The 22,689-nt window shown below is 63.0% G+C and carries 19 protein-coding genes; 8 read left to right on the forward strand and 11 right to left on the reverse strand.

Features of this window, described 5'->3' with window-relative positions; translation table 11 throughout:
- Positions 1-37 precede the first annotated feature (37 nt).
- On the reverse strand, positions 38-1,384 hold the full coding sequence (locus HK22_RS09140; protein ID WP_086649032.1) for an RsmB/NOP family class I SAM-dependent RNA methyltransferase: 1,347 nt from the start codon (positions 1,382-1,384) through the stop codon (positions 38-40).
- Between the two features lie 57 nt (positions 1,385-1,441).
- Between HK22_RS09140 and HK22_RS09145 the strand changes: the two genes are divergently transcribed.
- From HK22_RS09145 to HK22_RS09175, 7 genes are all read left to right on the forward strand, one after another.
- Positions 1,442-2,140, forward strand: coding sequence for a YggS family pyridoxal phosphate-dependent enzyme (locus HK22_RS09145; RefSeq protein ID WP_086649033.1), 699 nt, complete (start codon positions 1,442-1,444; stop codon positions 2,138-2,140).
- A gap of 114 nt (positions 2,141-2,254) precedes the next feature.
- Positions 2,255-4,282 carry a potassium transporter Kup gene (locus HK22_RS09150; RefSeq protein WP_062030337.1) on the forward strand — a complete coding sequence of 676 codons (2,028 nt, stop codon included), beginning with the start codon at positions 2,255-2,257 and terminating at the stop codon, positions 4,280-4,282.
- A gap of 11 nt (positions 4,283-4,293) precedes the next feature.
- The gene (gene hemW / locus HK22_RS09155) at positions 4,294-5,457 is read left to right on the forward strand and encodes a radical SAM family heme chaperone HemW (RefSeq protein WP_086649124.1); all 1,164 of its coding nucleotides are present in this window, start codon (positions 4,294-4,296) and stop codon (positions 5,455-5,457) included.
- Between the two features lie 36 nt (positions 5,458-5,493).
- Entirely contained in the window at positions 5,494-6,582 is a 1,089-nt protein-coding gene (locus HK22_RS09160; RefSeq protein ID WP_086649034.1) for a nucleoside hydrolase, read from the forward strand.
- 27 nt (positions 6,583-6,609) lie between these two features.
- The gene (locus HK22_RS09165; RefSeq protein WP_086649035.1) at positions 6,610-7,029 is read left to right on the forward strand and encodes a DUF1489 family protein; all 420 of its coding nucleotides are present in this window, start codon (positions 6,610-6,612) and stop codon (positions 7,027-7,029) included.
- Positions 7,030-7,187: 158 nt separating this feature from the next.
- Positions 7,188-8,132 carry a VOC family protein gene (locus tag HK22_RS09170; protein ID WP_233142517.1) on the forward strand — a complete coding sequence of 315 codons (945 nt, stop codon included), beginning with the start codon at positions 7,188-7,190 and terminating at the stop codon, positions 8,130-8,132.
- Positions 8,129-8,581, forward strand: coding sequence for a hypothetical protein (locus HK22_RS09175; protein ID WP_086649036.1), 453 nt, complete (start codon positions 8,129-8,131; stop codon positions 8,579-8,581). Before HK22_RS09170 ends, HK22_RS09175 begins: the two co-directional genes overlap by 4 nt.
- 52 nt (positions 8,582-8,633) lie before the next feature.
- Here the strand turns inward: HK22_RS09175 and HK22_RS09180 are convergent, their stop codons facing one another.
- The 10 genes from HK22_RS09180 to rimP form a co-directional block, all read right to left on the reverse strand.
- Positions 8,634-10,622, reverse strand: coding sequence for an FUSC family protein (locus tag HK22_RS09180; protein WP_086649037.1), 1,989 nt, complete (start codon positions 10,620-10,622; stop codon positions 8,634-8,636).
- Entirely contained in the window at positions 10,622-12,040 is a 1,419-nt protein-coding gene (locus HK22_RS09185; protein ID WP_086649038.1) for a nitronate monooxygenase family protein, read from the reverse strand. Before HK22_RS09185 ends, HK22_RS09180 begins: the two co-directional genes overlap by 1 nt.
- A gap of 65 nt (positions 12,041-12,105) precedes the next feature.
- The gene (pnp, locus tag HK22_RS09190; protein ID WP_062030348.1) at positions 12,106-14,256 is read right to left on the reverse strand and encodes a polyribonucleotide nucleotidyltransferase; all 2,151 of its coding nucleotides are present in this window, start codon (positions 14,254-14,256) and stop codon (positions 12,106-12,108) included.
- Positions 14,257-14,468: 212 nt separating this feature from the next.
- Entirely contained in the window at positions 14,469-14,738 is a 270-nt protein-coding gene (gene rpsO / locus HK22_RS09195; RefSeq protein ID WP_011253110.1) for a 30S ribosomal protein S15, read from the reverse strand.
- Complete coding sequence (truB, locus tag HK22_RS09200) at positions 14,698-15,699, reverse strand: tRNA pseudouridine(55) synthase TruB (protein ID WP_062108904.1); 1,002 nt, start codon at positions 15,697-15,699, stop codon at positions 14,698-14,700. Before truB ends, rpsO begins: the two co-directional genes overlap by 41 nt.
- 98 nt (positions 15,700-15,797) lie before the next feature.
- Entirely contained in the window at positions 15,798-16,226 is a 429-nt protein-coding gene (rbfA, locus tag HK22_RS09205) for a 30S ribosome-binding factor RbfA (RefSeq protein ID WP_198945518.1), read from the reverse strand.
- Positions 16,223-18,979: a translation initiation factor IF-2 gene (gene infB, locus HK22_RS09210; protein WP_086649039.1), complete on the reverse strand. Its 2,757-nt coding sequence runs from the start codon at positions 18,977-18,979 to the stop codon at positions 16,223-16,225. Before infB ends, rbfA begins: the two co-directional genes overlap by 4 nt.
- Positions 18,976-19,653: an RNA-binding protein gene (locus tag HK22_RS09215; protein ID WP_077802295.1), complete on the reverse strand. Its 678-nt coding sequence runs from the start codon at positions 19,651-19,653 to the stop codon at positions 18,976-18,978. The genes infB and HK22_RS09215 overlap by 4 nt, the downstream gene beginning before the upstream one ends.
- On the reverse strand, positions 19,628-21,181 hold the full coding sequence (gene nusA, locus HK22_RS09220; RefSeq protein WP_062030354.1) for a transcription termination factor NusA: 1,554 nt from the start codon (positions 21,179-21,181) through the stop codon (positions 19,628-19,630). The genes HK22_RS09215 and nusA overlap by 26 nt, the downstream gene beginning before the upstream one ends.
- A 34-nt stretch (positions 21,182-21,215) precedes the next feature.
- The gene (rimP, locus tag HK22_RS09225; protein ID WP_062030356.1) at positions 21,216-21,827 is read right to left on the reverse strand and encodes a ribosome maturation factor RimP; all 612 of its coding nucleotides are present in this window, start codon (positions 21,825-21,827) and stop codon (positions 21,216-21,218) included.
- Between the two features lie 216 nt (positions 21,828-22,043).
- Here rimP and HK22_RS09230 point away from each other — a divergent pair, with 216 nt between their 5' ends.
- Positions 22,044-22,667, forward strand: a complete 624-nt coding sequence (locus tag HK22_RS09230; RefSeq protein ID WP_062108901.1) for a hypothetical protein — start codon at positions 22,044-22,046, stop codon at positions 22,665-22,667.
- The last annotated feature ends 22 nt before the right edge of the window (positions 22,668-22,689 follow it).

Below are 22,689 nucleotides of genomic sequence, written 5' to 3' on the forward strand. Positions count from 1 at the left end.
ATCAGGCATCGGGAAACACTCCCGATGCCGACCGGACTCAGACCTTGATCAGACGCGCGGCAAAGAAGCCGTCCATGCCGCCAAGTTCGCTCCAAAGGCCCGGATGGGTGCGGAACATCCCGTCCCATGTCCGGGCAACGGCCATATCGGCCAGTTCCGCTTCCGAGAACGGATCGAACTTCCAGCCACCGCGCGCAATCGCCGCCTTGATCCGCTCCGGACCTTCTTCGTCCTGAAGCGAGCAGACGGCATAAAGCAGCACGCCACCCGGTTTAAGCATTTCATGCGCGGCGTCGATCAGCGCATCCTGACCTTCCGCCAGCGCCGTCACGTCCCGCGGGCGTTTGATCCACAACACATCAGGATGACGACGCAGCGTGCCCGTCGCGGAACAGGGCGCATCCAGAAGAACCATGTCCACCGGAGCGTCCGGGCGCCATGTCGCGGCATCCGCAATAACCGTCTTCGCCGAGAGCTTCAGCCGCGCGATATTTTCCTCAAGCCGCTTCGCCCGCGCTTCCTCACGCTCAACCGCCACAACCTGCGCACCCGCCGTCGCAAGCTGCGCCGTCTTGCCGCCCGGAGCCGCGCAGAGATCCACGACGGTTTTGCCTGCCACGTCTCCCATCAGCTTCACCGGCATCGTCGCCGCGACATCCTGCGCCCAGAACGCGCCGTCCTCGAACCCTTCCAGCGCCATGATCCGCGTCCCGGCCGGATAGCGGACGGACCCTGTCGGCAGCACCTCGCCCCCCTCCGGTGCGACTGCTCCCGGACGCAGCGTCAGATCCAGCGGCGCCTCACGATGCAGGCCGCGCGAAATCGCCCGTGCCCGCTTGCCCCAGGCACTCCACAGCCAGGGCGGCACATCCAGCCGGTCCTCGTCCAGACCGTCCAGCAGCTCCTGCCCCTCACGCGAAACACGCCGCAGCACGGCATTGGCGAGCCCCGCGAACGGCGCCAGACCGCGACGGCGCAGAAGATCCACGATCGTGCCGACAGCCGCATGAGGCGGCGTTTCAAGATGCAGCAGCTGCGCCACCCCCATCAGCAGCGCGCAACGCACAGGCTCGGGCGGTTCACGACGCAGCAGCGGCTGCAGCAGTTCGGTCATGCTGCCGAGATGACGCAGGGTCGTCGCCGCCAGACGATGGGCCGACGCGCGATCCCGCGGGTCCAGTCCCTGCCCCGCACGATCCAGCGTCGTCTCCAGCATCCGGCGATGTTCGACCACGCCGCACACGATATCGAACGCAAGGTCGCGCGTCGGGTCTGGGGCAGGACGGCGCTCGGGCGTACGGCCCCCTTGCAAACGGCGGGGGCCGCCGTTCCGGGTTCCGGAGGCCGGATTACGGGGAGGCTTGTTGGATGGGGGCTGGGTCATGACAGGCTATCGATCTCTCGCATCCTGCCGAAATCGCATCTTGCGGCCACGGACGCAATGGCGTCTTCTCCCGACATGTCCGATCTTATTGCCCAAAACCTCGCCGCCATCCGTCATCGTATCGCTCAGGCCTGCGAAAAGGCCGGGCGCCCGGAGGCGGACGTTTCTCTCGTGGCCGTCAGCAAGTTCCACCCGATCGAGAGCGTCGAAGCCGCACTGAAAGCCGGCCAGCGCCTTTTCGGCGAAAACCGCGTGCAGGAAGCCGCCTCCAAGTTTCCGCAGCTTCGCAACCATTTTCCGGACCTGCGCCTACACATCATCGGCGGCCTTCAGACCAACAAGGCCCTCGAAGCCTGCCAGATCGCGGACATGATCGAGAGCCTCGACCGCCCGTCCCTGTCAGACGCGATTGAAAAAGCCGCGCAGAAAGCCGGGCGCCTCCCCGAGCTTCTCGTTCAGGTCAACACCGGCGACGAACCGCAGAAATCCGGTATTCCCCGCGAAGAAGCCGATGCGTTCATCGAAACCTCCCTTAAAAAATTCGGCCCGAAAATCCGTGGCCTGATGTGCATCCCCCCCGAGAACGAAGATCCCGCATCCCATTTCCGCTTCCTGCGCAGAACGGGCGACCGCCACGGACTTCCGGTGCTCTCGATGGGCATGTCCGCCGATTTTGAAACCGCCATTGCCGAAAACGCGACGCTCGTCCGGGTGGGAAGCGCCATTTTCGGAAGCCGTCCCGTGCCACAATCCTGACGCACGGCTTGCGTCCGTCGCAGAAATCTTGTCATGAGGGGAAGTTGCCGTGATGTGGAGCGCGCTTGACGAGTGCTGCGACAGGAGATGACGGCACTCTACTGACGCCCGTAAATGGAACCAGCAATGCCTGAACATGACGGTGACCGCGCCTCCAATTCTCCTCATGGCGTAGGGATTCCCAACGACTCCGGCGACATCGTCCAGACGATCGAGCAGGCCCGTTCGGACGGCCATACCCACGAAATCGGCGGCGAAAACGACGGCTCCAGCCACAAGCGCCCCGCAGGCATGGGCGCGCTGCTCACGGTTCTGGGCGTGGTTTACGGCGATATCGGCACAAGCCCGCTCTATGCGCTGCAATCCTCCGTCAGCATTGTCAGCTCCCCCAAGGCCCCCGCACAGCCCTGGGAAATCATGGGCCTTGCCAGCCTGACGTTCTGGGCGCTGATGCTCATCGTCACCATCAAATATGTCATCCTCATCATGCGGGCCGATCATGATGGCGAAGGCGGCATCATCGCCCTCATGTCCCTCGCCCAGCGCGTCTGCAAGTCGCAGCATTTCCGATGGCTGTTCGGCCTCGTGGGCATCGCGGGCACCTGCCTGTTCTTCGGCGACAGCATCATCACCCCGGCCATTTCAGTGCTCTCGGCCGTGGAAGGCATTGAAACCGCCGTGCCCTCGGCAAGCCACATCATCATCCCGCTGGCGATGATCGTGCTGGTGGGCCTGTTCTCGGTTCAGGTGCTAGGAACCGGCAAGATCGGCAAGGCTTTTGGCCCGATCATGGTCGCATGGTTTGCGGTTCTCGCCATTCTCGGCGTCAAGGGGATCTTGCTCTACCCCCATATCCTGCTCGCCCTGTCGCCGACCTTCGCGCTCGAATTCATCATCATGCACGGCTACCTATCGTTCATCGCACTCGGTTCGGTCGTCCTGTCCGTCACGGGTGCGGAAGCGCTTTATGCCGATATGGGCCATTTCGGGCGCGCCCCGATCCGCAAGGCCTGGCTGTTCTTCGTCCTGCCGTCGCTGACACTGAACTATTTCGGACAGGCCGCCCTGCTGATCCATAATCCGCATGCCCTGTCCAACCCGTTCTATCTGCTGGTGCCCCACTGGGCACAGATCCCGATGCTGATCCTTGCGACCTTCGCAACCGTGATTGCCTCGCAAGCCGGTATCTCGGGCAGCTTCTCGCTGTGCCGCCAGCTCATCCAGCTCGGCTACCTGCCCCGCACCCGCATCATGCACACCAACGCATCGGAAGAAGCGCAGATCTATCTGCCCTCCCTGAACTGGATCCTGGCATTCGGCGCGCTGGTTCTGGTGCTGTCGTTCCGCACGTCATCGGCCCTTGCCGCGGCTTACGGCATTGCCGTGACGGGAACGTTCCTGTGCACCTGCGTACTGGCGATGGTCGTGTTCCGCCGCGTCTTCAAATGGAAGACCGCAACGGTTGCGATCGTCTTCGGCTTTTTCTTCATCGTGGACAGCATTTTCTTCTCGGCGAACGTGCTCAAAATCCCCGATGGCGGATGGGTCCCGCTGGCGATCGGCATCATCAGCACCATCATCATGACCACCTGGAAGCGCGGACGCAGCCTCATCGCTGCCCGTCAGCAGGCGGATTCCATGCCGATGGGCTCCTTCCTCGCCCGTCTGCCGCAGTCGCGCACGATCCGCGTTCCCGGTCTGGCCGTCTTCCTGACCGCCAATCCGGACATCGTGCCGAACTCGCTGCTGCATAACCTCAAGCACAACAAGGTCCTGCACGACCATATCCTGTTCGTGACGGTCCAGAACCTCGACCAGCCGGAAGCCGAGCGCGGCCACCGCGCCATCGTTCAGGAACTGGCCCCCAACATTCACCGCGTCATCGTCCGCTACGGCTTCATGGAGATGCCCAACCTGCCTCGCGCCCTGCTGGAACTGAACGCGCTCGGCGTGGCGTTCGACGCCATTCAGGCATCCTATTTCACGTCCCATGAACTCGTCGTCCGCTCCCGCGTGCCGAAGATGCAGCTCTGGCGCATGTGGATCTTCCTCCTGCTCCAGCGCAATGCGGCCTCCACGACCGAGTTCCTGCGCATCCCGCCTGACCGCGTGGTGGAATTCGGCGTCCGGATCGCCATTTGACCTCCCGTCCTTTGGCCAAGCCGCTTTCCCTCTACATTCACTGGCCGTTCTGTCTGGCGAAATGCCCCTACTGCGATTTCAACTCCCATGTCCGGGACGTGATCCCGCAGCAGCGCTTCGCCGCAGCCCTGCGTCGTGAACTGGCCCATGACGCCGCCCGCCTGACCCGCGATGGCGTCAGACGCCCCCTGCGTTCAATCTTTTTCGGCGGTGGCACCCCCTCGCTCATGGCTCCCGAAACCGTCGCGGCCCTGATCGAAGACGCACACCGCCTATTCGACGCACAGGACGATCTGGAAATCACGCTCGAAGCCAATCCGACCAGCGTCGAGGCCGGAAAATTCGCGGCGTTCCGTCAGGCCGGGGTCAACCGCGTCTCGCTCGGCGTGCAGAGCCTGCGGGACGATGCGCTGCACAAGCTCGGCCGCGAACACTCCGCCACACAGGCCATCCGCGCCCTTGAAACCGCCCGCACCCTGTTCCCACGCATTTCCTTCGACCTGATCTATGCCCGCCCGGGCCAGAGCGACGCCGACTGGACGGACGAGCTGACCACAGCGCTCGACCTCGTGGCCGACCACCTGTCGCTGTACCAGCTCACCATCGAGCCCGGCACGAAGTTCGAAGCCATGCACCGTCGCGGCGAACTGACCCTGCCCGACGAAGACACCGCCGCCCGCCTCTATGACCTGACCGGCGACATCGCCGCCCGTCACGGCCTGCTGCCCTATGAGGTCTCGAACTACGCCCGCCCCGGCGCCGAAAGCCGCCATAACCTGACCTACTGGCGCTATGCGGATTATATCGGCATCGGCCCCGGCGCTCATGGACGCCTGACTCTGGACGGCGAACTGTACGCCACCCGCCGTCACCGTGCGCCCGAACCCTGGGCCGACCGGGTTGAAAAGACCGGCTCCGGCAGTACCGAGGAAACCCTGCTCACGCCGGAAGAAAAAGGCCGCGAAGCCCTGCTGATGGGCCTGCGCCTGTCTGAAGGCATCGACGAGGCGGCCTTCGCCACCCGTACGGGCCGCGCACTTATGGATTGTGTGGACCCTGCCCTACTTGAAGCCTGCATCGAGGAAAACTACCTCGAACGGGACAGCGGTATCCTGCGCGCGACCGGCGAAGGACGGCTTCGTCTTGAAGCGATACTGGCGCGCCTCGTCACTTGAGGGCATGATCCGGTCTTAATCCATCTGGAAGAGACCATGCGCCGATCCATTCTCTCTGCCCTTCTGGCTGCCTGCACCGTACTCGCCCCGCTTTCCGTTGCGACGGCTGCTCCTGCTCCGAATTACGTCGTGCTCGACAACGACTTCCTCGGTCCGGGCGGCTCCAACATCCAGTCCATCATTCCCCTGCTCAACCGCCCGGGCGTGACGCTGCTCGGCCTGACCTCCGTCGTCGGCGATGACTGGGAGAACGCGGGCACGGCGCATGCCCTGCGCTTTCTGGAAATCGCCCGCCAGACACAGATCCCGGTCGCCGATGGCGCCACCACGCCGCTGGTCAACACGGTCGCGGAGACGAAACTGCGCGAACAGCAGTTCGGAATCATTCCCTGGAAGGGTGCATGGGGTGGCCTCGGCTCCATCGAACACGTCCCGGCCACACAGCCTCCCGTCAGCAAACTGCCCGAAGGCGCGCCCCATACCGCCGCCGATGCGCTTCCAGCCGCCATGTTCCTGATCCGCGAGGTCCACGCCCATCCGCATCAGGTCACGATCATCGCCGCCGGCCCGCTGACAAACCTCGCCCTCGCCATCCGGATCGACCCGACCTTCGCCGAGACAGCCAAACAGCTCGTCTTCATGGGCGGCCTGCTCGATGCCAGCATGATGTCCGTCACCGGCAACGCCGACTTTGCATCCGATTTTAACCTGATCATGGACCCCGAAGCCGCCCGCATTGCCCTGACCGCACCATGGGCCGCCATCACCTGCGTCGGCAACGTCTCGAACGACATCATGATGACGCCCGAACTCGCAGACCGGATTGATACGAAGCACAACGCCGTCACGGACTATCTGAAAAAGTATCAGGCGCCCCTGCCGCTCTGGGATGAACTGACGTCGGCCATCGCCGTTGATCCGACACTGATCACGACATCCGTCACGGCCATCATGGACGTCAATATCGACCACGGGATGGATTACGGTCACGCCCATATCTGGCCGGATTCCACGGCGCCGAAGGGCATGGGCCTGCGGAAGGTGAAGATCGTGCAGTCCATCGACAAGGCGCGCTTCATCAATGAGTTCGTCTCGCAGTCCCAGAACGCCATGGGCACGCACTAAGAGCTTGCAGGAGGGCATCCGACACCTATGCTGAACATCATCAAACTGGCCGTCGGCTGCCCGAGCATCGAAGTCCTGCGCGAACGGCTGAACCACTACCGCATCAACGGCCACGCCACCGTCCAGACCCGCACCATGCCCAAACGGGCCGAGGAGATTCTGGACGGCGGTTCCCTGTATCGCGTGATGGACGGCATGGTCCTGTGCCGCCAGCCCATCATCGGGCTGGAGAGTGCCCAGCGCGCGGATGGCAGCACGGGCACGCTGATCGTCGTGTCCGACGAGATCATCCCTGTGCAGCCGCGGCCAATGCGCCCCTTTCAGGGCTGGCGCTATCTGGAACCCAAGGACGCCCCGCCCGATCTGGGCAGCAGCCTCGGTCAGGACGGCATTGCTGATCTCCCACCCCGGCTCCGCAAGGAACTGGCCGAACTCGCCCTGATCTGACCCCCCAGGGCCGCGCCACATTTTTGCTGCATTCCGGGAACGGAATGGGACATGAGACGTCATGCCCTTATTACGGGGAGCCACAGGACGTTCCCCTTCCGACCTGCCGATCGTCCCGAAGGCGCTCCGTGCAGATCCGAACAGAAGGAGTGCCGCCTTTGCCGCCCTTTTCCCACCCTTTCCGAGCCGGCACGGCCGCCGTCACGCTGTCGGCAGCCCTCACCCTTGGCTTAGGCCTGACAGTCTTCGCTTCCGATGCGCTTGCCCAGACGGCAGACACCGCTGAGACGCCAGCAGCCATTTCAAAAACCTTGCCCGGCAAGATCGTCTACACACAGCTCACAACGCCCGACCTGGCCAAAGCCAAGGCTTTTTATGGCGCACTGCTGGGCTGGACCTTTCAGGATCGCCCCGTCTCGCGCGGCCATTACGCCGAGGCGCTGGTCAACGGTCATGTCGTAGCCGGACTGGTCGAGCGTCCCCTGCCCGATACGGAAAACCCGCCCCAGCCGCTCTGGCTTCCGTTCATTTCGGCACTCGACGTTCCGACAGTGGCCAAAGCCTCGCTACAGTGGGGCGGCAAAGTGCTATATCGCCCGACCATCGTTCCGGGCCGCGGCGAACAGGCCATCATCGCCGACCCGCAGGGCGGACTTTTTGCCGCGCTGCACGCCCCTCATGGTGACCGGGACGATACGGACGCCACGGTTCAGGGGGACTGGATCTGGAATGCAATCCTGACTCCCGCCCCCGCAACCAGCGCCGGATTTTACCAGAAGCTCTTCGGTTATCAGGTTGAAGACGCGCCCCCTCCCGACACACACCAGCGCTACATTCTGGATTCACAGTCCATCGCCCGTGCGACCGTCAACCCCCTGCCAGCCCGCCTGCCGCCGGATGCCAGCGCGCGCTGGATCGGCTTCGTACAGGTAGACAGCGTCGGGAGTACCGCCGAAAAAGCCGTGCAGCTCGGAGGACGTGTTCTCGTGCAGCCCCATCCCGATCATCAGAACAGCATGATCGCCGTCCTCGCCGACCCGAGCGGCGCCGTCTTCGGCGTTATGGAATGGCATGATCCCAGCGCGGCAGGAGATGCGAAATGACCCGTTGGACAACAAAATCCCTCCTCCGCCTCGGTGGAGCGCTCTGCCTTCTGGGAGTTCTGTCGGGCTGCAGTGACTATGAATACGGCGGCCCCGGCCAATACGGCAGCTACTATGGCGGCGGGGGCTATTACAGCAGCACCTATAACCGCGGCTGGGGCAGCACGTGGGGCCCCGGATGGGGATGGGGACCGGGTTATGGCGTCGGCCCCTATCCCGGACGTGGACCAGGGCGGCGGCCTCCCGGTTTCCGCCCCGGACCTGGAGGCCCCGGTCATGGTCCCGGCGGACAGGGTAGACCCGGAAATGGACCCGGCGGCGGAAGGCCCGGGGGCGGTTCGGGACCAGGAAGGCCGGGAGGCGGAGGGCCGGGCGCCGGAGGCATGGGCGGCGGCAACCATGGCGGTGGTCCGGGCGGTCACGGTCATGGCCCCGGTGGACGTCGCTGAGCGTCTCCCTTCACGGGCACAAAAAACCGGAGGCATACAACCGCCTCCGGCATCAGTCAGCTTTGCGGCCTGCACGCTCCAGAGCTGCGATCTCGGCCATGACATCGCCGTTTTCGACCTTCCGGGCAATATCGTCGAAGGGAGCGCCTGCCTCCAGAGCCTTCGCCGTAGCACTCCAGCGCTCCCCGGCCTGCACATCGCCTTCGCATAGCCCTGCTGAAATATCAAACCGCAGCAGTGTCGCCTCTCCGCTCAGACGGCGCAGCGCCCGCAGCAGCGCATGAGCCTGCGTTGCGCGTTCCCCCACAGCCGAAACTCCACCCAGAACAGGCAATGAGCCTCTGGCGAATTCCGCCCGTGTCGTATCAATTCCGGCCTGACGCTGGACGCGATCCGTCATAACGGGATCTTCCCGTTTGAGCACAGCCGCCACATAGCGCAGATTGCCGACCACGGCCGTCTGCAACAGGTCGTCCATGTCCTGCCCCCGCCGCTGCGGACAGACCGTGAAAGCACACAGGAGCCCGATGACACTACCGAGCGTATTGTCGAGCATCCGCATCCAGGCCACGCCCTGCGAGGGCATGAGCATTTCGGTCACAACGATGAACTGAGCGCTGATGAACACCACCAGCATCGTGTAATTGACCGCACGCATGGCAATCGCGCCAATCACGAAGGCCGCCACGGCAACCAGCATTTGCGCCGATCCCGGCAGGAACGGCGTCAACAACAGTGCAAGGACACCACCACCGAGCGTCCCGAGCACGCGCTCAAGGGCCCGCACCAGCGTCGTCTGCCCGGAAGGCTGGACCACCAGCAACAGCGCCACCAGCGCCCAGAAGCCGAAATCCAGCTCCAGCCACCAGCTCGTCATATAGGTGGCCAAAAGCCCGACCACGAGGCGCAGCGCATGTTGCCAGATCGTCGGTGTCAGGCGCGCCACATGACGTGGCAGATCTCCATCGAACGGCAGACGCGCCTTCTGAGCCAGCCCCTCGGCCAGCGTTCCCAGCGTCCGGGCACTGGTCGCCACGAGCTCGCCAACCGGCCCGGCCGTTGCAGGAATACTCCCCGCAAGTGCCAGCCCTTCTGCGGCGAGATGTTCAAGATCCGGCATGGGCTCAAGGGCCGCATCGCTCGCGTGCTGGCAGAGAGAGGAAAAGGCGGCCAGCGTACCCCGCGCCTCGAAATCCAGCCCCCGTGTCTCGACAAGGTGCTCCACGGCCAGCATCGCCGTAAACAGGCGTTCAGCCCCGGCGAGCGAGGCAATCAGGCGCCCGCGCATACCATAACTCGCATGCCCGGCATCAATCTGAAGCGCCATCCCACGGGCACGCTCAATCGCCGCACGCACATTCTGCCGATGAACGGTTTCCTGAAGCCGTCCGGCCGCAATTTCCCCTGCCATGACCGAAAGCAGCCGGTAACAGGCTCCTACGGCCCGACGTGCGGGAGCATAGGGATGCTGCGGCCAGACAACGAGACACAGGAATGCAGCCCAGAGGCCGCCTCCTCCAAACGCCAAGGCGATCACGCCAGCGTCCTGAAGGGTCTGTGCCGGAAAGCCCGTGCCCGCAAGCATGACACAGCCCAGCAACGCACAGAGCAACGCCAGAGACGGTGTCAGCGCCCGGGACATTCCCACCATCAGGCCGGTTACAACCAGCCAGGGCAGCACCCCCCAGAGCGGGTAAACCGCAATCAGGGAGGTCACGCCCCCGAGGATCGCGCCGCAGACTGTAAAGAGTCCAAGAATGCGAAACTGTTCGCGCGCCGTCCCGCCCGGCTCGATCAGGCAGCTCCAGAAGGCGGCAAAGCCAGCCCAGGCCAGAACGGCCTGATGTTCATAAATCGCGGGAAGAAGCGCCACGACCGTCGCCACCGCCGCCCGGCTCCCTTCCGCCGGAGCAATCTGCTCCGGACTGACGGGAACCGAATGACGCGCCAGAAACTGCCTCAGGAACTCAAGCGGTCTCTCCCGGCCCTGAGGAGCCCGGGATGCTGACGTCTGGCGGGAAAGCGGCGGGTCGGAGGCCATCAGCGACCGGTCAGGATACGCTCCACGAGCTGGCCGACCGTCGGGACAAAGCCATTCGCGTAGAACGGGTCCGTTCCGAAACGCCACGCATTCGTGCCGCCGAACATGAGATTGTGATCCACCACATCATCTTCATCCGCACCGGTCGGAATATGGGAAATGGTCTGGAGCGTCTTCTGGATGCAGAAAGAGCGCGGATCAGCCTTCTGGCCGTTGGTATAGGGCTCGCGCTGCATCCAGTTGGAGAACCGGCATTGCGAGAGACATCCCATGCAGGCCGTCTGGTCGGCAAGGATCTCGCGGGCGCTTTCCGGCGTCACGAACACCAGCGTGTCATCCGGCGTCCGCAGAGCTTCCGTAAAGCCTGCGGCTTCCCATTCCGCAATCCGGGGACGATCGACCGCCGGCACGAACACTTCGCGCTTGCGGGCACCGACGCCATAGGACGCCTCGTAGCCATCACCGGTTTCCTGGCTGTACGCCACCTGACGCTCGGAGCGGTCGCACAGATCCTGCAGGAAGCTGTTGCGGACGGCCGAGGAATAGAACCCGGTCGGGGAGAAGCGGTTGAGATACACATCCCCCTTCTTCAGCGTCAGAAGGCGGCGCTTCCACGCATCGGGGATCGGGCTTTCCTGCGTCAGAAGCGGACGGGTCCCGAACTGGAACGCAATCGGCCCGAGTTCCGGGTTGCCAATCCAGTCCTGCCAGTCCTCAAGATGCCAGACGCCACCCGCCATGATGATCGGGGTCTCGTCCAGACCGTAGTTCCGCATGACGCGGCGCAGTTCGAGAACGCGCGGATAGGGATCTTCCGGAGAGAGCGGATTTTCCGTGTTGGACAGGCCATTATGACCACCCGCACGCCACGGATCCTCATAAACCACGCCACCCAGCAGTTCCGGCGCCTTGCCGTACGCACGGCGCCACAGGGCGTTGAATGCGCGTCCCGAAGACACGATCGGATAGTAGGGAAGCCCGAAACGAACCGCGATGTCGGACAGGCGATACGGCATCCCCGCACCGCACGTCACGCCATGCACCAGTCCCGGAGCACCTTCGAGAATCCCGATGATGACCTCTTCGGCCCCCCCCATTTCCCACAGGATATTGACGTTAATCCGGCCTTTGCCGCCTGAAATATCATGGGCGATCTTCGCCTGCGCAATACCGCCGTCAATCGCATAACGGATCAGTTCCTGCTGGCGCTCACGGCGCGTACGGCCATGGTAGACCTGCGGAACCGGATGACCATCCTGATCGTAGCTGTCCGCATTGACGGCAGAAATGGTCCCGATCCCGCCCGCAGCGGCCCAGTGTCCGGCCGAGACGCCCGTAGAGACGGAGACACCTTTGCCCCCTTCGATCAGAGGCAGCACATCCTGACCACCAAAACGGAGGGTATCAATAGATTTCATGGGGACTGGCTGTCTCCGAAACTCAGAAAAAAAAGGGCGGGGCCTTGTGAGCCCCGCCCCAACACTCACTCGGCGTCGCGACGGGGCGGACGGCCAGGTCTGGCCCCCACGCTTTCCGTAATATCGGCACCCGTAGCCTGATCGACAACCCTCATGGAGAGCTTGACTTTGCCCCGATCATCAAACCCGATGACCTTGACCTTCACGGCATCACCCTGCTTGACGACATCGGACGTCTTTGCAACGCGGCCTTCAGCCAGTTCGGAAATGTGAACGAGGCCGTCACGCGGACCAAGGAAGTTCACGAACGCGCCGAAATCGGCGGTCTTGACGACCTTGCCGTCATAGATGCGGCCGATTTCCGGCTCGGCGACAATGCCTTCGATCCGGGAGATGGCCTTCTGGGCCTGTTCGTCGTTCGCAGCAGCAATGGTCACGGTGCCATCATCGCCGATATCGACCTTCGCGCCCGAATATTCGACGATCTCGCGGATCACCTTGCCACCGGAGCCGATCACGTCGCGGATCTTTTCCTTCGGCACGGAAATCGTCGTGATCTTCGGAGCATTGCCCGAAACGTCAGAACGGCCTTCCGTCAGCGCCTTGGACATTTCGCCAAGGATGTGGATCCGGCCTTCGCGGGCCTGTTCCAGCGCGATCTTCATGATTTCCGGCGTGATGGACGTGATCTTGATGTCCATCTGAAGCGCGGTCACGCCGTCAGCCGTACCAGCCACCTTGAAGTCCATGTCGCCGAGGTGATCTTCATCACCCAGGATGTCGGACAGCACAGCGTAACCACGATCTTCCTTGATAAGACCCATGGCAATGCCAGCCACCGGACGCGGCAGCGGAACGCCGGCATCCATCAGCGCGAGCGACGAGCCGCAGACGGTCGCCATGGAAGACGAGCCATTGCTTTCCGTGATCTCGGAAACCACACGCATCGTGTACGGGAAGGCCTCCTTGGTCGGCAGCAGCGGATGGATCGCGCGCCATGCCAGCTTGCCATGACCGATCTCGCGACGGCCCGGGGATCCCATGCGACCACACTCGCCAACCGAATACGGCGGGAAATTGTAGTGCAGCAGGAAGTTGGAACGGTATTCCCCCTCCAGCGCGTCGATGATCTGTTCGTCCTGACCCGTGCCGAGCGTTGCGACCACGAGGGCCTGCGTCTCGCCACGCGTGAACAGGGACGATCCATGAGCGCGCGGCAGGATGCCGACTTCAGCCAGGATCGGGCGGACCGTCTTCAGGTCACGGCCATCAATCCGGATGCCCGTCTTGAGGATGGAACCGCGAACGACCTGTGCCTCAAGCTCCTTGAGCATCGGCTTGGCAAGTTCAAGGTCCAGACCTTCCTCGGCCAGAATCTCGTTGATCCGGTCCTTGGCTTCGGCAACCTTCTTGTAACGGGCCTGCTTCTGACGTTCCTTGTAGGCGTCCGCCATCAGCTTGTTGCCGACCTTCTCGACGCGCTTGCGAAGGGCGATTTCTTCCTTCGTCAGCGACGGCAGATCCCACGGAGCCTTCGCAGCGTGCTCGGCCAGTGCGATAATGGCGTCGATAACCGGCTGGAAGGAGGTGTGACCCAGCGTGACGGCTTCAAGCATCGTCTCTTCCGAAAGCTCGCTGGCTTCGGATTCGACCATCAGCACGCCTTCGGCCGTACCGGCGACCATCAGGTCGAGCGTGCTGTCCTTGAGTTCGTCATGAACAGGGTTCACAACCAGCTTGCCGTCGATGCGGCCGATACGGGCGCAGGCAACGGGGCCGAAGAACGGAATGCCGGAGAGCGTCAGCGCAGCCGAGCAGCCGATCAGCGACACAAGTGCCGGATCGTTCTCGTTGTCGTAGCTCAGAACCGTTGCGGTGATCTGGACTTCGTTGCGGAAGTTCTCCGGGAACAGCGGACGGATCGGACGATCGATCAGACGGGCGTTCAGGACTTCGGCTTCGGACGGACGGCCTTCACGCTTGAAGAACCCACCCGGGATCTTGCCGGCGGCGTAAGCCTTTTCCTGGTAGTTGACCGTCAGCGGGAAAAAGTCCTGTCCCGGCTTGACGTTCTTGGCGCCAACGGCGGTGCAAAGCACAACCGTGTCGCCGTATGTGATCATGACGGCGCCGTCTGCCTGGCGTGCGACCTTGCCGGTCTCCAGGATCAGAGGGCGTCCGGCCCATTCGATTTCCTTGCGGAAATAATCAAACATGCATGTTTTCCCAAATTAAGGATGGAACCATCCCCCGGGTAAACCATCTCCGGGCGTCCGGCAGGTGGCGGAGCAGCGTTTCGGACGGCATGGCGGTGATGGCGGGAAGTCCCCGGCATGACACCATGTGGCCTGAAACGCCGGTCGCGCACCCGCACCGCCGGACAGGCGATGGCGGGGGTGTCCGGGAGCGTGCTCCCGGACAAATCAGCTCAGCGACGCAGGCCGAGACGCTCGATCAGGCTCTGGTAACGAGCCTGGTCCTTGCGCTTCAGATAGTCCAGCAGGCTACGACGCTGACCGACCATCATCAGAAGACCACGGCGGGAGTGGAAGTCCTTCTTGTGGGTCTTGAGGTGCTCGGTCAGGTTGACGATACGCTCGGACAGGATTGCAACCTGTACTTCCGGCGAACCCGTATCCGTCTCGCTCTGCTTGTACTCAGAAATCAGTGCCGTGCGGCGTTCTGCGGTAATCGACATCGTGTTCTCCAAAAAACTCGTGGTTTTCCAGCATACGCGCTGCCCTGAGCCGCCCATGACGGACATGACACAGACCCAGCACGTGCTCTCCGATCATCGCGCGCCACAGGTGGTCCTCCCCCTGCGACGATGCCGGCAGAGGATGCACGAGGTCCAGGGGATCTATCGACTGCCCCCAGACAAGCATCCTTCCCTCCGCATCGGTGACGGCCAGCGCCGGGATGTCGACCAGCGCGGTCGCCGCATCCAGCAGAGGAGCCGGAAGAGCATCGGCGTTGTCCACAGTTTGAGTCGATTTGTCCAGTGATATCTGATCGATCGTCAGGGCGTGACCCAGATCGAACGGCCCACACTTCGTTCGCCGCAGCACCGAAATATGCCCGACCGTTCCACAGGCCAGCGCAATGTCCCGCGCCAGCGAGCGCATATAGACCCCTTTGCCCGACTGCACGTCAAAAACGGCTGTATCCGCATCCGGACGTTCCACAAGCGTTATCGAATCGATCCGCGCTGGACGGGGCGGAAGCTCGGGCGGACGGCCCGCGCGCGCCATATCATAAGCCCGCTCTCCCCCGACCCGAAGTGCCGAAAACACGGGAGGCACCTGCATGACATTGCCCGTCAGCGCAGGCAGGACGGCCAGGATCTGGTCATCGGTCGGACGGTTCGGCGATGTCGCCAGAACCTCGCCTTCAAGGTCATCCGTCGTACGGCTTTCCCCGAAGGTCAGAGTGAAGCGATAACGTTTTGTCGCATCCATGATGTAGGGAATGGTCCGCGTCGCCTTGCCGAACGCAATCGGCAGCACGCCGGAGGCCAGCGGATCAAGCGTCCCGCCATGCCCGGCTTTCTTCGCATCGAACGCCCATCGCAGCTTGTTGACCATATCCGTGGAGGTCGGACCCAGCGGCTTGTCCAGAATCAGCCACCCGTCGATATCGCGTCCACGTTTCCTGCCCATACATCCCGTCCTTGCTTGTGAAGGCCGCTGATAGACCAGCACAGGGACGGAATGCAAAAAAAACGCCCCTCACCGAACGGGAGGGGCGTTTCTGAAAATTATTCCGGATCTTTTTCCAGATCCCGCCGGACTTCCGGAGACCGCATGATCTCGTCGAGTTCCATGGCGTTATCCAGAGCCGTATCAGGCTGGAAGTGGATCTCCGGAACCGTCCGGAGATTAAGGGACTTGGAAAGTCCCGTTCTCAGGAATGGTGCCACCCGCTTGAGGGCGGGCAGAAGAACCTCCACGTCGCTCCGTCCCAGACGCGTCACGAAAGCCGTGGCATGCCTGAAATCCGGCGAGATGCGGACTTCCGTTACCGTGATGCGCACATCCAGAAGTTCCGGGTCACGGAACTCCGTCCGAGCGAACAGCTCCGCCAGAACACGGCGGACCTCTTCAGCCACTCGGAGCTGGCGGGTGCTTGGCCCCTGGGCGGTGACGCCGGCAGGGCCCTTCAGGTCATGTCTCGAACGCGAACTCAAGCCGGGATCACTTCCATTTCATAGCACTCGACCATGTCGCCTTCGCGCAGGTCGTTATAGCCCGCAAACGACAGACCACACTCATAGCCGCGGGCCACTTCCTTGACGTCATCCTTGAAGCGCTTGAGCTGGCTCAGCTCGCCCTCATGAATGACCACGTTGTCACGCAGCAGACGCACGCCACAGCCGCGCTTGACGAGACCTTCGGTGACATAGCAACCCGCGACCTTGCCGGTCTTGGTGATGTTGAAGACCTGACGGATCTCGGCATAGCCCAGGAACTTCTCGCGGTGCTTCGGCGCGACCTTGCCCTTGACCAGCTGCTCCACATCATCGGCCACCTGATAGATGATCGAATAGTAGCGGATATCCACACCCTCGCGCTGGGCCAGTTCACGGGCCTGCGTGGTTGCACGGACATTGAACGCCACGATGATGGCATTCGAAGCCTTGGCAAGCTGGATGTCGCTTTCCGTGATCTGACCGACACTGGCGTTCAGAACGCGAACCGCAACTTCCTCATGGGCCAGCTTCTGCACGGTCGCGGAAATCGCCTCGGCCGAACCCTGAACGTCCGCCTTGATGAGAAGGGCAACTTCCTTCTGCACACCGGCCTGGATCCGGGCCAGCATCTGATCGAGGGTTCCGCGAGCCGCAACCTGCGAGGCCGCTTCCTTGTCCTTGATCTTCCGCTGACGGAATTCGCTGATTTCACGGGCCCGTGCATCGTTTTCGACAACGACAAACGGCTCACCCGCACCCGGCACACCCGTTAGGCCGAGAACCTCGACCGGCATGGACGGACCGGCATCCTTGAGCTGGCGACCACGATCGTCGAGCACGGCGCGGACACGGCCCCATTCGGAACCGGCCACCAGGATATCGCCGCGACGCAGCGTTCCCTTCTGGACGAGAACAGCGGCAACAGGGCCACGCCCACGATCCAGACGGCTTTCGATCACCACACCTTCGGCAACACGGTCCGGATTGGCGCGCAGGTCCAGCATTTCGGACTGAAGCAGGATGCACTCTTCCAGCTTGTCCAGCCCGGTCCGCTTGAGGGCCGAAACCTCGACATCCTGGGTGTCGCCACCCATTTCCTCGACCACGATCTCGTGGCTCAGGAGTTCCTGGCGGACACGGTTCGGATTGGCACCCGGCTTGTCGATCTTGTTGATCGCCACGATGATCGGAGCATTGGCAGCCTTGGCATGCTTGATGGCTTCGATCGTCTGCGGCATCACACCGTCATCGGCTGCCACGACCAGCACCACGATATCGGTGACGGACGCACCGCGGGCACGCATGGAGGTGAAAGCCTCATGACCCGGCGTGTCGATGAAGGTGATCTTCTTCCCCGACGGTGCCGTGATCTGATACGCGCCGATATGCTGCGTAATACCACCGGCTTCGCTTGCCGCCACATCCGTGGTGCGCAGGGCGTCTAGCAGGGAGGTCTTGCCGTGATCGACATGCCCCATAACCGTCACGACCGGAGCACGCGGCAGCAGTTCCTCGGCGCTGTCTTCAACGCCTTCAATGCCGATTTCAACGTCGCTCTCGGACACACGCTTGATGCGATGACCGAATTCCTCAACCACCAGCTCGGCGGTATCGCCGTCGATGCTCTGGGCGGCCGTTGCCATGACACCCATCTTCATGAGCGCCTTGATGACTTCACCCTGACGGGACGCCATACGGTTGGCCAGCTCGGCAACCGTGATGGTTTCCGGCACGATGACATCACGCACGACGCGGACCTGATCGGAACGCAGACGCTCCAGCTCGGCCTGACGACGCTCACGGTCGCGCTGGCGGCGAACCGAGGCCAGCGAACGGGTCTTGTCGTCATCCCCTTCGATCGCAGCACGGACGTCGATACGTCCCGAGCGGCGGTCGCTGCCACCGGCCTTGCGGGACGGTGCCGACGGACGACGCGGCGGTGCCGGAGGCGCCCCCGGGCCACTACGGCGCGGCGCAGGACGACGTTCCTCTTCACCAGCAGCCGCTGCACCCGAGCGCAGATGCAGGGTCTCGTTATTACGGGCAGGAGCGGCAGAAGGCGCGGGACGCGACGGCTGAACCGGACGCGGCGGCATGATGGCACGCTCGGCCAGCGGACGCAGACGCTGCACCGGAGCGGCAAGCTGCACACCACCGGTCGAATGCGTACGCGGGTCCAGAGGAGCCGCACGCGCGGCTTCCTCAGCCTCACGGGCAGCCGCTTCAGCGGCCGCCTGCTCCGCAGCGCGTGCGGCGGCTTCGGCAGCAGCCTGTTCCCGCGCGGCCTGCTGCTCGCTTTCCTTCAACGCAGCGATTTCCGCTGCCTTCTGTTCGGCGATCAGACGCTCTTCCTCGGCGGCGCGACGCGCGGCCTCGGCAGCAGACATGATCTGGATCTTTTCTTCTTCGCGCCGCGCCGCTTCTTCAGCCGCAGCCTGACGCTGCCCTTCCAGAGCGCGCTGACGGGCTGCCAGCTCGGCTGCCGTCAGGGCACGACCACCCGGCCGGCCACCGCGTGCCGCCGCACCGGCGCCCGGGCCAGTGGCATTGCGTTTGGGTTTGCGCACTTCAACCTGCACGACCTTGGAACGGCCGTGACTGAAGCTCTGACGCACGGAGCCAGCATCCACAGTACGCCCGACCTCCGGCCGTCCAGCGGGGCGAAGCGACAGGCGGCTGCTTCTGGTCTGTTCGCCGCCCTGCGATGGGGTGTTGTTTCCGTCCTGGTTGCGCTCGTTGCCGTCGCTCATAGTTCCGCCTGTTCCTTACTGACCCCTTCGGGGTCTGGGAGCGGACGTCCTGCCACTCCCGAAAATCTCTCATGTTCGGCGATCAGGCGCTGTGCCAGCGCACCAGGCGCCATCACCGCATAGACCGCCCGGTCCCGGCTGAACGCCGATTCCAGGACCCGATCGGGAACTGTCACAACCGGCAGAGAACGCCGGCCCGACACCAGTCTGGAAAATTCGTCCGGACTTGCACTTTCCGAACGGATCACCACCCCTACCCTGCCGGAGGTAAGCCACTCCCGGCATTTCTGAAATCCGCAGACCGTCTGACCGGCTCTCCGGGCCAGACTGACTGCATCCAGCATCCGCTGTACCAGAGCCCCGCCGACAAGATCGGCAAGGTTTTCCGGTACGGTCACCTGGGCTTTTGCCGCTCTGGCGAAAGCCTGTCGTGTTCGGGCGCTATCTAACACATCCCGGCTGGCACTCAACCACATTCCCCGACCCGGAAGTTTTCCGGCGAGGTCGGGGACAACCCGGTTATCGGGGCTGACCACGAAGCGGATCATGCGTTCGGGCGGCTTCTGCTCTCGCGTTACGATGCATCGCCGCTCCGAGCCGCGACGCCCTAGAGCACCACGAACGGGACCATTATCAGTATCAGAAAGATCAGACGTCGGTCGACTCCCCGTCATCGTTTTCCGTTTTTACCGAGTCGGCTTCTTCACCATCGAACCAGTGTGCACGGGCTGCCATGATGATCTCATTGGCGGCATCCTCGTCGATGGCCTCGTCACCGAGGATCTCCACCAGTTCGTCACCTGCGAGATCGGCCAGATCATCGAGCGTCTTCACGCCCTTCTCACCCAGCGTGACCAGCATCTGGTTCGTAAAGGTTCCCAGCTCGGCCACATCGTCCGTAACACCCAGCGCCTTGCGCTGGTCGTCTAGAGCCTGTTCCTTGCTGGCCAGATAATCGTTGGCGCGATGCATGAGCTCTTCAGCCACGCTCTCGTCAAAGCCTTCGATATCGTTCAGCTCGCCCGGCTCCGTGTAGGCCAGTTCCTCGATGGTGTGGAAGCCTTCCGTCACCAGCAGGCCCGCGATCACGTCATCGACGTCCAGCGCCTCGACAAACTGCGAGGAGCGCTTGCGGAACTCTTCCTGACGGCGCTCCGATTCCTCGGCTTCCGTCAGGATGTCGATGTCCCAGCGAGTCAGCTGGCTGGCGAGACGCACGTTCTGTCCACGGCGACCGATGGCGAGCGAAAGCTGCTCATCTGGAACCACGACTTCGACACGTCCTGCTTCTTCATCCATCACGACCTTGCTGACTTCAGCAGGAGCCAGAGCATTGACGACAAACGTCGCGGCCTGCGGGCTCCAGGGAATGATGTCGATCTTTTCGCCCTGCAGTTCGGCCACGACAGCCTGAACGCGGGAGCCACGCATACCAACGCACGCACCGACCGGATCAATCGCGGCATCGCGCGAAATCACGGCCATTTTGGCGCGCGATCCCGGATCACGGGACACAGCCTTGATTTCAATGATTCCGTCGTAGATTTCCGGAACTTCCTGCGCAAACAACTTGGCAAGGAAGGCCGGATGCGTGCGGGACAGAAAAATCTGCGGACCGCGCGGCTCATCACGCACATCATAGATATAGGCGCGGATACGATCGGAATTGCGGAAGGATTCGCGGGGGATCAACTCGTCACGACGCAGCAGAGCTTCGGTATGACCGATCTCCACCATAAGGTTGCCGTACTCGGTCCGCTTGACGGTCCCGTTGACAATCTCGCCCACGCGGTCCTTGAACTCGTTGTACTGGCGCTTGCGCTCATATTCGCGCACACGCTGCACGATGACCTGCTTGGCGGTCTGCGCGGCGATACGGCCGAAATCAATCGGAGGCAGCGGATCGACCAGATGCTCGCCAGCCTTGATTTCCGGCTGGAACTTCCGGGCGATATGCAGCGGGATCTGCGTGTCTTCGTTCTCGACCTGCTCGACCGCCTCGGTCCAGCGGCTTAGACGGACTTCACCGCTCTTGCGATCAATCGTCGCGCGGATGTCCTTTTCATGCCCGTACTTTGCGCGGCCAGCCTTCTGGATGGCCTGCTCCATCGCTTCGAGCACTTCCTCGCGGTCAATATTCTTCTCGCGGGAGACTGCATCGGCAACCAGCAGCAGTTCGGGACGTGTAACAGACGTGTCCATCAGATCGGACCTCCAGCCAGCATGAGACGGGTCATCACTTCTTTCCCGGCTTTTTCGGATTCAGTTTGGGCGCCTGGCGCGCTTCGCCGCCATCTTCCCCTTCAGGATCGAGCCCTGCAAGAGCAGCGCTCGCCTCGATCAGCGCATCGGTCAGGACCAGGCGGGCCTTGCGAATATCTACCAACGGCAGCACCGCCTCGGTTCCGTCATCCAGGCGGATGAGGGCATTTCCGTCCCGCGCGCCCATGACGGTCCCCGAAAAACGGCGACGACCATTGAGCGGCACGTCCAGTTCCGCCTTCGCCAGATGGCCTGCGAATCGTTCCCAGTCCTTGGCGCGCGTCAGCGGACGGTCGATCCCGGAGGACGACACTTCCAGCATCCATGCACCGGGGATGGGATCGTCAACGTCCAGAATGGCGCCCACGGCGTGACTGATCTGTTCGCAGTCTTCCACTGAAATCAGGGAACCGTTCGCACGGTCTGCCATGATCTGGATCGTCGGGGTATCGCGCCCCAGCACCGAAAGACGCACGAGTTCGTAGCCCAGATCGGCCAGGGTCGGCGCGATCCGTTCCGCGATACGGGCTTCCAGCCCCGTAAGGTGAGGCAGTTCGATGTCGGAAGAGGCGTGCTGCTGAGACAAGACAAAAAAGGCGGCCCGTCAGGGCCACCCCCCAAATGAGCGGAAGATGAATGGAATGTGCCTTATGTAAGTCACCTCCTCTCAAGACGCAAGAGGAACGCAAATCCCTTTATTCCTGAAGGCCTTGTCCATTGGGCGAGTCGAAAGATTTGTTTACATTCCGATGCCCCGAAAGCCCTTGTCTTCGGACGCTGTCGGGAGTGAGATGGTTCTGAAATGACTGTCCAGCCCGAGCCCCGACCGGAACTGCGCCCCGAACCGCGCCCGCAACCTCTGCCCGCCGATCCCGCTTCCCGGAGCCGGGCTCTGTGGGGTGGAGGTGGCCTGATCGCGGCCCTGACCGTCGGTGCGGGTGCTTTTTTCTACACCCACAACACGGCCACACCCCCCGCGCCTGCGATGGCGCCCCCATCCCAGAACGTTCCGGCCATTCCCGCTGCCCAGACAGCCGCGGTTCAGCTTTCGATGCTGCCACCTGCCAAGGCTCCGGCCGCCCTTGCCAGAAGCGGCTTCAGTCCGGCGGACCGCGCCCGCATTCTAGCCGCTGTGAAGGACGGCAAGATGCGCCTCGTGGAAATGCCTGTGCTGGATGCGTCGGGCGCCGTCGGCCAGAGCATTGACGTCACGGTCTCCGGCCTGACACAGCGTATTGTCCTGACGGGCAAGTTCCAGCATCTCGTCATCCCCATTGTCGAAGCCGGACAGATTCTCATTGCTCCTATCAGCATCCCGCATGCACCTGCCCTCATCGTCGGCGCCCTCACGGCCCTCGGCCCCGAAGCTCTGCCTGCCCTGACGACGCTCGACCAGCGCGTCCTGCTCAATGTGATCGTCCAGTAAGGAACCGCCCGGTGTTCAAGTC

The organism is Gluconobacter sp. DsW_056, assembly GCF_002153595.1.
GTDB lineage: Bacteria > Pseudomonadota > Alphaproteobacteria > Acetobacterales > Acetobacteraceae > Gluconobacter > Gluconobacter albidus.